Origin of the sequence: Sphingomonas pituitosa NBRC 102491 (assembly GCF_001598435.1) — a bacterium.
In the GTDB taxonomy this organism is placed as follows: domain Bacteria; phylum Pseudomonadota; class Alphaproteobacteria; order Sphingomonadales; family Sphingomonadaceae; genus Sphingomonas; species Sphingomonas pituitosa.
Window position 1 is genome coordinate 1 of the sequence record NZ_BCYY01000006.1, and the last position, 13,922, is coordinate 13,922.

General features: G+C 67.8%; 12 protein-coding genes. 3 read left to right on the forward strand and 9 right to left on the reverse strand.

What is annotated here, in order from left to right; all coding sequences use genetic code 11:
- Positions 1-270: 270 nt before the first annotated feature.
- From SPI01S_RS06960 to obgE, 8 genes are all read right to left on the reverse strand, one after another.
- Positions 271-2,235, reverse strand: coding sequence for an ATP-binding protein (locus SPI01S_RS06960; RefSeq protein WP_066720256.1), 1,965 nt, complete (start codon positions 2,233-2,235; stop codon positions 271-273).
- A 43-nt stretch (positions 2,236-2,278) separates the two neighbouring features.
- Entirely contained in the window at positions 2,279-3,481 is a 1,203-nt protein-coding gene (gene spt / locus SPI01S_RS06965) for a serine palmitoyltransferase (RefSeq protein ID WP_066720260.1), read from the reverse strand.
- A gap of 5 nt (positions 3,482-3,486) precedes the next feature.
- Entirely contained in the window at positions 3,487-3,729 is a 243-nt protein-coding gene (locus SPI01S_RS06970; protein ID WP_066720263.1) for an acyl carrier protein, read from the reverse strand.
- Between the two features lie 83 nt (positions 3,730-3,812).
- Positions 3,813-5,366: an HAD-IIIC family phosphatase gene (locus SPI01S_RS06975; RefSeq protein WP_066720266.1), complete on the reverse strand. Its 1,554-nt coding sequence runs from the start codon at positions 5,364-5,366 to the stop codon at positions 3,813-3,815.
- 35 nt (positions 5,367-5,401) lie between these two features.
- On the reverse strand, positions 5,402-6,307 hold the full coding sequence (locus tag SPI01S_RS06980) for an NAD-dependent epimerase/dehydratase family protein (RefSeq protein WP_066720270.1): 906 nt from the start codon (positions 6,305-6,307) through the stop codon (positions 5,402-5,404).
- Entirely contained in the window at positions 6,304-7,449 is a 1,146-nt protein-coding gene (gene proB, locus SPI01S_RS06985; RefSeq protein WP_066720762.1) for a glutamate 5-kinase, read from the reverse strand. Before proB ends, SPI01S_RS06980 begins: the two co-directional genes overlap by 4 nt.
- 42 nt (positions 7,450-7,491) lie before the next feature.
- On the reverse strand, positions 7,492-8,232 hold the full coding sequence (locus tag SPI01S_RS06990) for a suppressor of fused domain protein (protein WP_066720273.1): 741 nt from the start codon (positions 8,230-8,232) through the stop codon (positions 7,492-7,494).
- A 51-nt stretch (positions 8,233-8,283) separates the two neighbouring features.
- The gene (gene obgE, locus SPI01S_RS06995; protein WP_066720276.1) at positions 8,284-9,339 is read right to left on the reverse strand and encodes a GTPase ObgE; all 1,056 of its coding nucleotides are present in this window, start codon (positions 9,337-9,339) and stop codon (positions 8,284-8,286) included.
- A 190-nt stretch (positions 9,340-9,529) separates the two neighbouring features.
- On the opposite strand from obgE, the gene lptF reads away from it, so the two are divergent.
- Genes lptF through SPI01S_RS07010 form a run of 3 tightly spaced genes read left to right on the forward strand, consistent with a single transcriptional unit; the run spans position 9,530 to position 12,980 of the window.
- Complete coding sequence (gene lptF, locus SPI01S_RS07000; protein ID WP_174539080.1) at positions 9,530-10,741, forward strand: LPS export ABC transporter permease LptF; 1,212 nt, start codon at positions 9,530-9,532, stop codon at positions 10,739-10,741.
- On the forward strand, positions 10,738-11,835 hold the full coding sequence (gene lptG, locus SPI01S_RS07005; RefSeq protein WP_066720279.1) for an LPS export ABC transporter permease LptG: 1,098 nt from the start codon (positions 10,738-10,740) through the stop codon (positions 11,833-11,835). The genes lptF and lptG overlap by 4 nt, the downstream gene beginning before the upstream one ends.
- 50 nt (positions 11,836-11,885) lie before the next feature.
- The gene (locus tag SPI01S_RS07010; RefSeq protein WP_157084591.1) at positions 11,886-12,980 is read left to right on the forward strand and encodes a hypothetical protein; all 1,095 of its coding nucleotides are present in this window, start codon (positions 11,886-11,888) and stop codon (positions 12,978-12,980) included.
- Between the two features lie 87 nt (positions 12,981-13,067).
- Here the strand turns inward: SPI01S_RS07010 and SPI01S_RS07015 are convergent, their stop codons facing one another.
- Positions 13,068-13,862 (reverse strand): polysaccharide deacetylase family protein, encoded by a 795-nt coding sequence (locus SPI01S_RS07015; RefSeq protein WP_066720285.1) that lies wholly within the window; start codon positions 13,860-13,862, stop codon positions 13,068-13,070.
- Positions 13,863-13,922 lie beyond the last annotated feature (60 nt).

Genomic DNA, 13,922 nt, shown 5'->3' on the forward strand with positions numbered 1-13,922 from the left:
GGAACTTCCTTCTGGGAACTATAGCCGCTTCTGCGGCCAAGGGTCGAAACTGCCGACCAAGACAAGGCGCCACTGCCCCCTGCCCGTCCCCATTGCAGGCCTAATCGTTACCATGTTCTTTATGTCGCGGAATTTAGATGGTTATTTATCCGTTAAAGAAACCGCGGCAGAAGGATCTAGGCGTAACGCCCGTGGCATCTCGATCCGTCCCGTGAAGCTGCGCGACAACGGCCACTCTGTTCCCATGTGCCCGTTGCCGCCGCGGTGGCGCTACTCCGCCGCCTGCGCGACCCGCTTCGCCTCGCTGGACACCGCTTCGTGGACTGCGCGGGACAGGGCCGCCACGGTGAACGGCTTGCGCAGCACCGGCCGGTCACGCAGCTGCTCTGGACTGGCCTCGCCGGTGAAGCCGGTGACGAACAGCACTGCCGCGCCGCGTAGCTGCGCCTCGATCGCCGCGATCATCTCCGGCCCTGTCTGCCCCGGCATCAGCACGTCGGTCATGATCAGGTCGAGCGCGGCCATCGCCTCGATCGCGGTCGGAGCGGCAAGCGGGTCGGCACAGCCGACGGCACGATGCCCAAGCTCACGCAGCGCAGCCAGCGTCGCGGCGAGAACGCGCGGATCATCCTCCACGACGAGGATGTCGTAGCGCTGGCCGCTCTTGTCCTCGGTCAGGTCGATCTTTGCGGGCGCTGCCGACGCGCCGGTCACCGCGCCCTTGTAGCGCGGCAGGTACAGCGTCACGGTGGTGCCTTCGTCGGGCGCCGTCTCGATGGCGATGCCCCCGCCAGACTGGCGGACGAAGCCGAAGATCTGGCTGAGCCCCAGCCCCGTACCCTTGCCCACGGGCTTGGTGGTGAAGAAGGGCTCGAACACGCGCTCCAGCACCTCGGGCATCATGCCGCAGCCGGTATCGCGCACCGCAACCGAGACATAGTCGCCGGCGGCACATTGCCCCACCTCGTTCGCCGCCAGCCGCGATTCGCCGGTGGTGATCACCAGCGTGCCGCGCCCGTTCATCGCGTCGCGCGCGTTAACCGCGAGGTTGAGCACGGCATTCTCCAGCTGGTGCCGATCCACCCAGATCCGCCAGCCCATGCCGCGATCCTGCGCCTCGACGCTGATCGCATCGCCCAGGGTGCGGTCGAGCAGGTCGCGCATGCCGCGAATCAGCGCGCCCGCGTCGACGGCCTCGGGCGCAAGCGATTCGGACCGCGAGAAGGCGAGAAGCTGGCGGGTAAGCGCCGCGGCGCGGTGGGCGCCCTCCATCGCATTGTCGAGGTGGCGGGCCGCTTCCCGGGGATCGCTGTCGATCTGGCGCCGCGCCAGTTCCACCCCGCCGAGCACTACCGCCAGCATATTGTTGAAATCATGCGCAATGCCGCCGGTGAGCTGGCCCACCGCGTCCATCTTCTGCGCCTGGCGGAGCTTCGCTTCGGCGCCTTCGCGCTCGCGCGCTTCCTCGCGCAGCTGGGCGGTGGCGGCGGCGACCGCCTCGCGCAGCTGGCCGGCGCGCTCGCGCTCCCAGGCGGCATCGGCATCGGCGAGCGCACGGTCGCCCTGCGCCTCGATCGCCAGCCAGCCGAACACCACCGCGCCCAGCGCGATCACCAGGCCGAAGCCGCTGAGCACGCGCGAGGCATAGCTGCTGTTTTCGATCAGCTGCGCCGCCGCGCGGGTGCGATCGCGCAGCAGGCGACGTTCCTGATCGACGATATTGTCGAGGATCGCCTCCACCTGCTTGCGCGCCGGGCTCTCACGCACCTGATAATAGGCGCCGAAGGCATCGCTGTTGCGCTTGTAGGTGGTGTAGAGCGCGGTTGCGTCGAGTTCCTTGCCGCGCTCGGCGAACACGCGCTGAAGCTGGCGGACCTGCGCGAACAGCATGGGGTTGTCGCCGGTCAGCTGGCGCAGCCGCTGCAGTTGCTCCCCCGCCTTGGCCCATTGATCGGCATATTGCTGGCCGAGATTGCGGTCGGCGCTGACCACATAGCGCCCCAGCGCCGCCTCGGCCGAGGCGATGCCGCCGGACAGCTGGTTGGCGCGCAGGATCACTTCGAAGCTGTGCTGCTGGAGCGCGATGGCGCGATCGCGCTCGAGATCGGTGCGCTGCTGGATCAGAATCAGCGCGCCGAGCACGAGCACGCCGGCCACTGCCAGCGCCGCCAGCAGCACCAGGCGCCAGTTCTTCGCGTGAACCGAACGCTCTAGAGACGGGATCGCATCGCTCATCCGGCGCCGACTCTAGGCGTTTGGAACGACGGTGAAAAGCCGGTTAGCCGATCACCCCGACGGCCTGCCCCGCCGCGCGGAACATGCCCAGCACGCGCTCGATCTGCTCGGGCCGATGCTCGGCGCAGAGCGAACAGCGCAGCAGGAAGGTGCCGGCCGGCGTCGCCGGCGGGCGTGCCATGTTGACGTACAGGCCGTTCTCCAGCAGCGCCTGCCACATCATCACCGCCTGCTCCTGGTCCTCCAGGATCACCGCTACGATCGCGCTTTCGGGCGTCTCGGTGCCGAGCTTGAAGCCCATCGCCTTGAGGCCGCCATGCAGCGTGCGGGCATTCTCCCACAGCCGCGCGCGCTTTTCGTGCGCGGTCGCCAGCTTGCGGATCGAGGTGGCCGCGGTCGCGACCACGCTGGGCGGCAGCGAAGCGGTGAAGATATAGGCGCGGCAGGCGAGCCGGATCGCTTCGAACTTCGGATGGTTCGAGATGCAGAAGCCGCCGACGGTGCCGACCGACTTGGAGAAGGTGCCGACGACGAAATCGACGTCCGCCTCCAGCCCCTGGTCCTCATACACGCCGCGGCCGTTGGGCCCGAAAAAGCCCATCGAATGGGCCTCGTCCACGAGCACCATCGCCCCGTGCTTCTTGGCGACGGCGACCATCTCCTTCAGCGGCGCGATGTCGCCGAGCATCGAATAGACGCCCTCCAGCACCACCAGCTTGCCGGCCTCGGCCGGCAGGCGGCCCAGGCGCTTGTCGAGATCGGCGACGTCGTTGTGGCGGAAGCGGACGATCTCGGCATTGCCCTGCTTGCAGCCGTCATAGATCGAGGCATGGCTGTCGGCGTCGAGGATGATGTACTCGCCCTTGCCGGCCAGCGTCGAGATCATGCCCAGATTGGCCATATAGCCGGTGGAGAACACGATCGCGCCCGACACACCGTAGAAGTCGCGCAGCGCCTGCTCGACTTCCATATGGTCGCGGAAGGTGCCGTTGAGCATGCGGCTGCCGTTGGTGCCCGAACCGAACTGGTCGAGCGCGTCCTTGCCGGCCTGGATCACGTCCTTGTCGAACGTCATGCCCATATAGTTGTAGGTGCCGAGCAGGATCGTGTCCTTGCCCTTGATCACCGCCTCGGTGGGCGATTTCACCTGCTCCATGACGATCGCGAACGGATCGATCACGCCGCTGTCCAGCAGCGCCTGCCGCTCGGCGATCAGGCCGTCGAACTTGCTCATCAGGTCGGTCATGGTGGTCAGCCCTTGAGCTTCTGCACGGCGTCGACCAGCTGGCCGACATTCTCGATCTCGGCCTGCATGTTCATGGTGATGACGATATCGAACTCGTCCTCGATCGCGGCGACGAAATCCATCACCGTCAGGCTGTCCCATTCGAGATCGCCCGCAAAGGTGGTGGTTTCGGAAAGCGCGACGCCCTTCTTGTTGAAGGGTTCGATCTGCGCGGCGACGATGTCGAAGATTTCTGCACGGTCAGTCATGCGGCCGGTCCTTAGATTGATCGGTCGCAGGTGCCAAGCGAATGCGGCGAAACCGGGCCCGTGGCGGGGCAGTGACCGAAAGGTCAGGCCGCCGCCGCCGCGTCCCCGCTGCCGGCGGTGAGCACGCCGTGCACCCACAGGTCGATCTGGCCGGCGATCTTCTGCAGCAGGCCGGGGTGGAAATGGGTGACGTCCGCCATCTCGTCGAACCCGTCGAGCAGGTCGGCTATTTCGAGAAGGAAAATGCGCCCCGGATTCTCGCGCGCCATCTGCCGCCAGACGGCATTGAACAGGCCGCAGCGTTCGGGCGAGTGGTTGAGGCCCAGACGGTATTTCTCGGCCGGCGCGTCTTCGGGCGGCAGCACCACCAGCATCCGCAGATCGTTCTCGATCAGGTGGATGCACAGCCGCAGCACGCACTTCTGGTAAACCCCGCGTTCCAGCAGGTGCCATTTGCCGGGCCAGCGATTGTCCAGATAATCGATGGTGGCGCCGTAGACGAGGAACGGCGGGAAGTGCTGCGCCTTGTAGCTGTCATCCTCCATCATCCGCAGCGCGAACAGGCGCGGATTGTTGTCGAATTCGATCGCCGGGCGGAACTGGCTGTAATGCGCGATGCCCCCCGACTGGCAGTCGAACATGATACGGATCCCGGCTTCGCCGACCGGCTCCGCAAGCAGTTCGGCACGGATCGCGGCGCGCACCTCGGGCTCGTCGAAGCCATGGTCTTCGATCCAGTCGGGCGTCACCAGGCTGAACCTGCCGTCGAGCGCGCTGAAATCGGCATCCGGCCAGTTCGTCCGGATCTTGTTCAGCGCATATGCCTCCAGCCCCATGTGCATCGCGCGGCACGAGAAGGTGAAGTGCACCAATCGCTGGTCGACTCGGTCGTACATCACGAATCCGACGAGGCCGTAGCGGCCATATTTGTCCCAGGCGAAGATCGACCAGCTATCGTGTCGGGTGACATTGATGATGTCGAGTTCGAGCGCGGCAGGGTCGACGCGCGACTGGGTGTAATTCAGCTGGTTGGCGCGATTGATCAGCTCGGCGATGCGCGGCACGAACGCCAGATTGTCCATGATGAACGGGGCGCAGGCGCACAGGCCCGAGGCGCGCAGGAATGCCTCGTTCGACTGGCCCGTGGCGGCGGTGCGATCGCGCTTCTTCGCCTCCAGGATGCGATACTCGGCAACGCGGCTGCGCGTGCCGGTCTGCAGCGCGAGGAGGCCGGCGAGCTGTTCGTCCGCATCGGGGGCGGTCGCGTCGAGCGTCTGGATCTCGGGCAGGGCATGGCGAACCTCCGCAAGATTGTGCGGATTGTCGTCGATGAACAGGACGTTCGTGGGCCGCAGCTGCATGTCGGCGATGATCCCGCGAATCGCGTCAGCCTTCGGGGTGAAGGCGATGTGCGCGAAGACGAACTCGTCCCACAGCCCGAACGCCTCCAGCTGCTTGCGCGCCGCATCGAAGTCATTCTTCGAGCAGATCGAGGAGACCACGCCGCGCGCGTTGAACGCGCGCACCATCTCCGCCCGCTCCTCGAACAGCGCTACCGCGTCGCCGTCGGCGAGCGTACCGCGCCACAGCGTGTCGTCGAGGTCCCAGAGGATGAGCTTGATCGGGGCGGTCCACATGCCCCTTTTATAGGATGGCTAAGCGCCGTTCGGGCTCAGAGCAGCCCCTTGGTCCGGTACCAGCGCGCGGTCTCTACCAGGCCCTGCTGCGTTTCCACCTGCGGCGTCCAGAGATTGGCAGGCGCGCGATGCGCCGGGTCCGCCACCCAGTCGGGATGGCAGAAATAGGAGACGCGATCGGGCGTGAGCTTGGCGCGGCGCCCACGCACCGCCCGATCGACATAGGCGCCGGCCATCAGCACCGCCCTCGGCAGCGACAGCGCCAGCACGCGTCGCCCCACCGCCCGGCCGATCGCGCGTGCGAAATCCGGATGGGTCCAGCCCCCTGGCCGGCCGTCATCGGGGTCGATCGCGCCGGGGAAGCTTTCATTCGCGGCGAGCGCCAGCAGCAGGCGGCCCAGGTCGCTCACTTCGATCACCGAGATGCGACCGCCCGGCGGCAGCAGCGCCAGCCCGAAGCGGGCGACGCGGAACAGCTCGAGCATCTCCAGATCGCCGGGGCCGTAGATCGCCGGCGGGCGGACGATCGTCCAGTCGAGCCCCGAGTCGCGGACCAGCGTGTCCGCCTCCCCCTTGGACCAGCCATAGGCCGAAAGCTGCGGCTCGCGACTCGCGAGCGAGGAGACATGGACATAGCGCCGCACGCCGGCTGTCTTGGTGGCAGCGAGCATGTTCGCCGTGCCGGTGATGTTGCCATGGGCGAAGCCGTCACGATCGGGCGCGTTCACCACGCCGGCGACGTGGATCACCGCATCCGCCCCCGTGCAGAGCTCGACCAGCGCCGCCGTCGCGTCGAGGTCGCCGCGTACCCAGGTAACGCCCTCGCGCACCGGCTGGTCGCGGCGGGTGAGCGCGCGAACCTGGTGCTTTGCTTCCAACGCCAGGTCGATCAGCCGCGATCCGACGAAGCCGGTGCCGCCGGTGATGGCGAACACGCTCACAGCAGCGCCATGTGGCTGCGATGGACCAGCGCGGCGCGCGGGGCATAGCCGAGGATCTCGACCAGCTCCTCGCTCCGCCGCCCGACGATGCGCGAGGCATCGACATGGCCATATTCGGCCAGCCCGCGCGCGAGATGCTTGCCGTCGGGCCCCACCACCACCACGAGATCGCCGCGCGCGAAACGGCCCTCGACGCGGGTCGCCCCGGCCGAGAGCAGGCTGCGCCCTTCCTTCAGCGCCTGCGCGGCGCCGTCGTCGATATGGATCGCCCCCTTCGCGGTAAGCCCGCCGCGCAGCCACGCCTTGCGCGCCGCGGCACCCTTCTGGCCGAGGAACAAGGTGCCGCGCCGCGTCGCTGCCAGCCGGGCGAGCGGATGCTCGACGCGCCCGTCCGCGATGGCGAGATGCGCGCCGGCACTGGTCGCGATCCGCGCCGCCTCGATCTTCGAGACCATGCCGCCCGATCCCATGCCCGAGGCCGATCCGCGATCGGCCATCGCCTCGATCCGCTCGTCGATCACGTCGACCAGCTCGATCAGCTGCGCATCGGGGTTGGTGTTCGGATTGGCGGTGTAGAGCCCGTCGACGTCGGACAGCAGCACGACGCCGTCGGCATTGGCGGCGCTCGCCACGCGCGCGGCAAGCCGGTCATTGTCGCCGAAGCGGATTTCCTCGGTCGCGACCGAATCATTCTCGTTGATCACCGGCACCACGCCCAGCCGCAACAGCCGGTCGAGCGTCGCCGAGACGTTGAGGTAGCGGCGGCGATCCTCGAGATCGTCGAGCGTCACCAGGATCTGCGCGGCGGTCATGCCCTGGTCGTGAAGCAGTTCGGCCCAGATGCTGGACAGCGCGATCTGGCCGGTGGCGGCGGCGGCCTGCGCGTCCTCCAGGCTGGCGCGCCCGCCCTTGGGCAGCTTGAGCCGCCGCGCGCCGAGCGCGATCGCCCCGGACGAGACGATGACGAGCTGCTGCCCCTCGCGCGCCCGGGTGCCCAGATCGGCGGCCAGCGCCGCGAGCCAGTCGCGCCGGATCTGCCCCTCGGCATCGACGAGCAGCGAGGAGCCGACCTTCACGACCAGCCGGCCGCAGGTGGACGGGCTGAAGCCGATGGCGTCGGCATGGCGGGCGAGCGCGGACATGGCCGCGCTCTTAGCGGTGCGGTTCGGCATCTGCCAAGCCGATCAGACGATCGATTCGCGCTGCAGGTCGCTGCAGTGGCCGACGCCGGTTGCGGTGAGGCGGGCGAGCACGGCGTCGCGCGTGTCGCTGTCGCCCGCGCGGATCTCGCCCAGCTCGGCCGCAGTGAGCAGCACCACGGGCACCACCCGGACGGGCGAGAGCGGCATATCCTCGATCCGCGTGGCGAAATCGGGCTCGGGCCCACCGAGCATCACGCCGAGCACGTCGTCGGCAGTGAGGAAATGCGCGGGCAATCGCGCCGCGATCGCCGCCGAGGCAGAGACGTTGGTCAGTTCCAGCGGAATCGGCCCGTGGCGTTCGAGCGGGCGGAGGATGCCCTGTTCCTCGGCGACGATCGCCGCCACCCGCCGCAGCACCTCCAGCATCCAGCCATCGCCCGCTACCTGCGCGGGGGCGCCCTCGCCCGGCCCTTCGACGAACAGCTCGATCTCGAAGCCGTTCGCGGTGGCGCTCGCGTCGAACGGGTCGGACAGGCCGTCGGTCGCCAGCAGGATGGCGCTGCCGCGGTGGATCAGCCGATAGGCCTCGTGCCCGCCCGGCCAGAGCGACCCGGCCGGCGCGGAGGAGAGGATGCGGTCGCTCGCCGGCCCCAGCGCCGACCAGAACAGGCCGCGCGCCTCGGCCGAGCGTTCGGCGACCGTGGTGATTCGGTGTGGCTCGGGCCGGCCAACCGCCTGCGCCTTCGCGCCAAATAGCCCACGCAACCAGCCGAACGCACCCATCCGCGTCTCTCCCGAAAGGAACCAGACGCGAAGGGTTGCCCTAGAAATGCGTCAGACCGGCGACCATTGAACAGGCTCTTCACCATCTTCGAAATCTTCGTCGGCGGCACGGTTCTCGTTCGGGCCGATCGCCTCCAGCAACTGGTCCAGCACCCAGTCGACGCCGGTGCCGGCCGCGCCGGACAGCGGAATGACTTGCGCGCCGCTGGCTTCCTCGAGCTCGGCCGACAGCGCCGCGATCAGTTCGTCGTCGAGCGTGTCGATCTTGTTGAGCGCGATCACCACCGGCTTGTCGGACAGGCCGGCGCCGTACGCCTCCAGCTCGTCGCGGACGATGCGGTAGCTGGTCGCGACGTCCTCGTCGTTCGCGTCGATCAGGTGGAGCAGCACCCGGCAGCGCTCGATATGGCCGAGGAAGCGGTCGCCGATGCCCGCGCCCTCGGCCGCGCCTTCGATCAGGCCGGGGATGTCGGCGACCACGAACTCGCGCTGCTTGTGGCGGACCACGCCCAGCTGCGGCCGGGTGGTGGTGAAGGCATAGGCGCCCACCTTTGCCTGCGCGTTGGTCACCGCGTTGATGAAGGTCGACTTGCCGGCGTTAGGCAGCCCGACCAGCCCCGCATCGGCCAGCAGCTTGAGCCGCAGCCAGACCCAGGCTTCCTCGCTCGGCCAGCCGGTGCCGTGCTGGCGCGGGGCGCGGTTGGTCGAGGTCTTGTAGGTGGCGTTGCCGCGGCCGCCGTCGCCACCGCGCAGGAAGGCCACGCGCTCGCCTTCCTTGGTGAGGTCGGCCAGCAGCGTGCGCTCGTCGTCGTCGGCCAGGATCTGGGTGCCGATCGGCACCTTGATCACCAGATCGTCGCCGCCTGCGCCGGTACGGTTCGAGCCGGACCCGCCGCTGCCGCGCGGCGCGCGGAAATGCTGGGTGTAGCGGAAGTCGATCAGCGTGTTCAGGCCTGCGACGGCTTCGAAAATGATGTCGCCGCCCTTGCCGCCATTGCCGCCGTCGGGGCCGCCATATTCGATGAACTTTTCGCGGCGGAAGCTCACGGCACCGGGGCCGCCGGCACCCGAGCGGACGAAAATCTTGGCTTGATCGAGGAAATGCATCGCGGGCCCATAGACGTTCGCCGCGATTCCGTCACCCCCGACGGACTCTTTGGCCACATTGCCGGTGCCGATATGACACTTTCCGGGTGGCATCGGCGTTCAGCACGGCTATACGCGACCGGATCATTTCCGCCTGTTTGCCGTTTCGGTGGCGGAAGTATCAAGCTCTGAAGGACGTTCAGCGAACAGCATGAATTCGATCGATCGCTACATGGCGCGGCTGATCGCGGTGCCGCTGATCTCCACCCTGATCATCTCCGCGATGCTGCTCGTGCTCGATCGCATGCTGCGGCTGTTCGAGTTCGTCGCGACCGAAGGCGGTCCGGTGAGCGTGGTGTGGCGCATGCTCGCCAACCTGCTGCCCGAATATCTCGGCCTCGGCATCCCGATCGGCCTGATGCTGGGCGTGCTGCTCGCCTTCCGCCGCCTGGCCACCTCGTCCGAGCTCGACGTGCTCCGCGCGGTGGGCGTCAGCTACACCCGGCTGCTGCGCGTGCCGTACCTGTACGCGATCGTGCTGGCGGCGGTGAACTTCGCGATCGTCGGCTTCGTCCAGCCGACCTCGCGCTACAATTACGAGCAGCTTCGCTTCGAGCTGCGCTCGGGTGCGCTCGGCGCCTCGATCAAGGTCGGCGAGTTCACCAATTTCGGCGCGAAGATGACGCTGCGCATCGAGTCGAGCCAGGACGAGGGCCGCGACCTGCGCGGCATTTTCGTCGAGATGACCAACAAGGACGGCACCCCGCTCGCGGTGACCGCGCAGAAGGGCCAGTTCCTTCGCTCGGACGATCCCGACACGATCATCTTCCGGCTCACCAACGGCACGCTGGTCCATTACGACAAGAGCTCGCCGGTGCCGCGGGTGCTGACCTTCACCACCCACAATCTGCCGATTCCGCTCCCGAAGTACGAGCAGTTCCGCAAGCGCGGCGACAGCAACATCGAGCGCACCCTGCCCGAGCTGGCAGTGATCGGCCGCAACCGATCGGCGAACGAGATCGACCGCGAGACCAGCCGCTCGGCCTTCCACTATCGCATGGCGGAAGTGACGACGATGTTCCTCCTGCCGATGCTGGCGGTGGCGCTGGCGATCCCGCCCAAGCGCTCCACCTCGATGCTCGGCGTGTTCCTGTCGATCCTGATGATCGTCACCTATCACAAGGTGAACGAATATGCGCAGGGCGTGGGCAGCCTGGGGCGGATCGATCCGATCTTCGCGCTGTGGGTGCCGTTCTCGATCTTCGCGGGGCTTACCGTCTGGATGTACTACACCGTCGCCTATGTGCCCGGCGGGCAGCCGATCGGCGCGCTGGAGCGTGTGTTCTCCAAGACCGCGAAGCTGATCGGCAGGCTCCTGCCCGGCAGCAAACGCCGACGCCGCAAGGCGGAGGCCGCCCGATGAGCTTCGGCGCGCTGTTTCCCTCGCCCACCATCTCGCTGTACATGGCGCGGCTGTTCGTGTTCCGCACCTTCGCGCTGCTCGGCGCGCTGGTGCTGGTGCTGACCTCGCTCGACCTGCTGACCGAGAGCGCGGCGATCCTCGCCCATCCCGGCAACGGCAACGCCGAGATCCTGCGCTACGTGACGCTGCGCGTGCCGCAGATCGTCTCTACCTTCCTGCCCTATTCGGTGCTGGGCGGCGCGATCTTCACGCTCGCCCAGCTCAACCAGAACAGCGAGATCATCGCGCTCAAGTCCGGCGGGCTTTCGGCGCACCAGGTGCTGGCGCCGCTGATGATCTCGGGTCTGATCGTCGCCGGCCTCTCCTTCGCGTTCAACGACCGCATCGTCAGCCGCGCCACCGCGACGCTGGAGCAGTGGAAGAAGGTCGAGTTCGCCCCCCTCCCGGTCGATCGGGGAGACCGCGCGAACGTGTGGGTGCAGGCAAGTGGCGACCTGATCAACGTCCAGCAGATCAAGGGCAAGGGCGAGGCGGCCCAGCTCTATGACGTCACCGTCTACCAGCGGACCCGGGGCTCGCTCACCGCGATCCTCACCGCCAAGCGCGGTGTCCGCGCCGGCAGCGGCTGGCGAGTCGACGGCGCGAAGCGGTTCGACGTGGCGGCGGGCACCCTCACGCCGGTGGGCCCCACCCTGATCGGCGAGGGCGTGCGGCCCGACCAGTTCACACTTGCCCATGTCGATCCCGATTCGAGCTCCTTTTCCGAGCTGCGCCTGGCCATCGGCGAGCTGAAGGCAGCAGGTCGCCCGACCAAGGCCCTTGAAGGCTCGCTCTGGCACAAGCTGTCCGGCCCGCTCTCGGCCTTCCTGATGCCGCTGCTGGGCGGCGTGTCGGCGTTCGGCCTCGCCCGCTCGGGCAAGCTGTTCGTCCGCGTCGTGATCGGGATGGCGCTGGGCTTCCTCTATTTCGTGGCGGACAATTTCGCGCTGGCGATGGGCAATCTCGGCGCCTACCCGCCCTTCCTTGCCGCCTGGGCGCCGTTCCTGCTGTTCCTGATGATCGGTGAAGCGGTGCTGCTGCGGACGGAGGAATAGCGTGTCCGCCAGCATAGCGCCGCGACGGCGCGCCGCCTGAACCGGTGCCGATGCCCCGCGTCCGTTACCTTGCGCCGGTGATCCTCGCCCTCGCCCTCGTGCCTGCCGCCGCCTCGGCCGGCCCGGATCAGCTATATCAAGGGGTCGTCGGCACCGCGCGCGTCGTGATGACGCTGAGCGAGGACAAAAGCGACGTCTCCGGCCAGTATTTCTACTTGTCGTCCAGGCTGGACATCGATCTTTCGGGCTCGGTGCAGGGTCAGACGCTCGATCTCGAATCGCGCACGACCGGCGACAAGCTGCACCTGACGCGGCGCGGCACGGCCCTTGATGGCACGCTGACCACGGCAAAGGCCCGGCGCCTGCCTGTCAGCCTTCACGCCGCCGGCACGCCTGCCGATCTGCCCGCCGATCTACCGCCCAAGCTGAGCACCTATGAACGCTGGCACCTCGCTGGGCTGAAGTTCACGCCGCAGCAGGCGGAGACGATCAACGGCCGGACGGTCCGCTGGTATCGCGAGCCCCTCTCCGGCATCCGGCTGTTCCGGCTCGAAAGCGGCTATGCGGCGCCGGCCATGGCCGCGGTCAATCACGCCCTTGCCCGCAGCCAGTGGGAGAATGTGTCGGCGTGGTTCGCCTGCACCGGGTTCGATGGAGCTCCCGGCACCGATACGGCGGAGGCCGGAAAGCCGTGGCTGGGCGCGCGGCACCTCAGCTATGTCTGGAACGCGAGCTGGAGCTGCGCCGGCACCGCCCATCCGGACTTCGGCACGGCCGGAACCAGCTATGACATGCGGACCGGCCGCGAACTGAAGCTCGACGATCTGCTGCACTTCGGGCCGGACCCTGTTCCGGCGGAAGACAGCGACGCCTGGTACAACTACCGCAGCAAGCGCTTCGCCCCCGGCGTGGTGGCCCTGCTCAAACGCCACCACCCCGACGAGATGACCGCCCCGGCCGCGGGCGACGAAGACGACTGCGATTATTCGGATCCCGAGGTTTGGGATTTCCCAAGCTGGGCTCTGTCCGAGAAGGGGCTGTGGCTGGGCGCCTATTTCGCCCGCGTGCAGCGCGCCTGCGATGGGCCGGACTGGGCGGTCATCCCTTGGTCCGCGCTGGGCCTGCCCCGCGGCGAGAAACCCTAGAGAGTATTTTCAAGGTGACCGTTTACGGTCAACCGCTCGGAAAATGCGGCAATCAAACACCCACGGGTCGCTCCGCCGCGGCAACCGTCACGGGTGCGCCTTGGCCCAGTCGAGCGCGCCCTGCAGCGTCGTCACCCATAGTTCGCCGCGATGCACCGCCAACCACGCGACGAACTTGCGATGCTCGGCATCCGGCACCGCCAGATAATCCCCGCCGACGCCGTGGAACAGGAGCACTGCCCAGCCGCCACCCTGCTCGGCTTCGCGAACATAGGCGATCATCTCCTCTGCCGTCGCGCCCTCACCGAAGCCGCGCGCGGGAACGTGCATGGGATCCAGTAGCGCCACGTTCGCCCGCGCGTCTTCGGGCCTATCCACCACGCCGCGCACATAGGTGACGAGGTTCGCCTTGCGCAGCTCCTCCAGATAGTCGGTGCCGCCCGCGAGGGTCTGGCCGCAGGGGGTCGCAAAGCCGTGGTGCTCCTTGCCGTCCAGTGCCTGCAACAGGGTGTTCTGCTGCTCGATTTCCCGGAGCATGCTGGCAGGGGTATAGGCCTCGCTCACATAGCGCGGATCGGCCGGATAGCTGGCCTTGCTGCAGGGATGGAAGATCGTGTGGTTGGCGAGTTCGTGCCCGCCCGCGGCCACCTTGCGCCAGCGATTCACCTGCGCCTGCTGGACATTGGCGAGGAAGAAAGTGGCCTTGAATCGCGCGGCATCCAGCGCGGGCACGACATGGTCGAGCTGCGAGGCCAGCGCGTCGTCATAGGTGAGCACCACGGCCGCCTTGGCACCACTCGGCCACCGGGTCTGCGCCATCGCGGCAGCGCCGCTGGTGACCAGCGCGCACAGCGCCGCCGCCCGCAGGAACATCGCTTGCATCATCCTCTCCCTGGTCATCGACGATCAGCCTAACGCGGCGACAGGGCGGGGCAAGGTAGC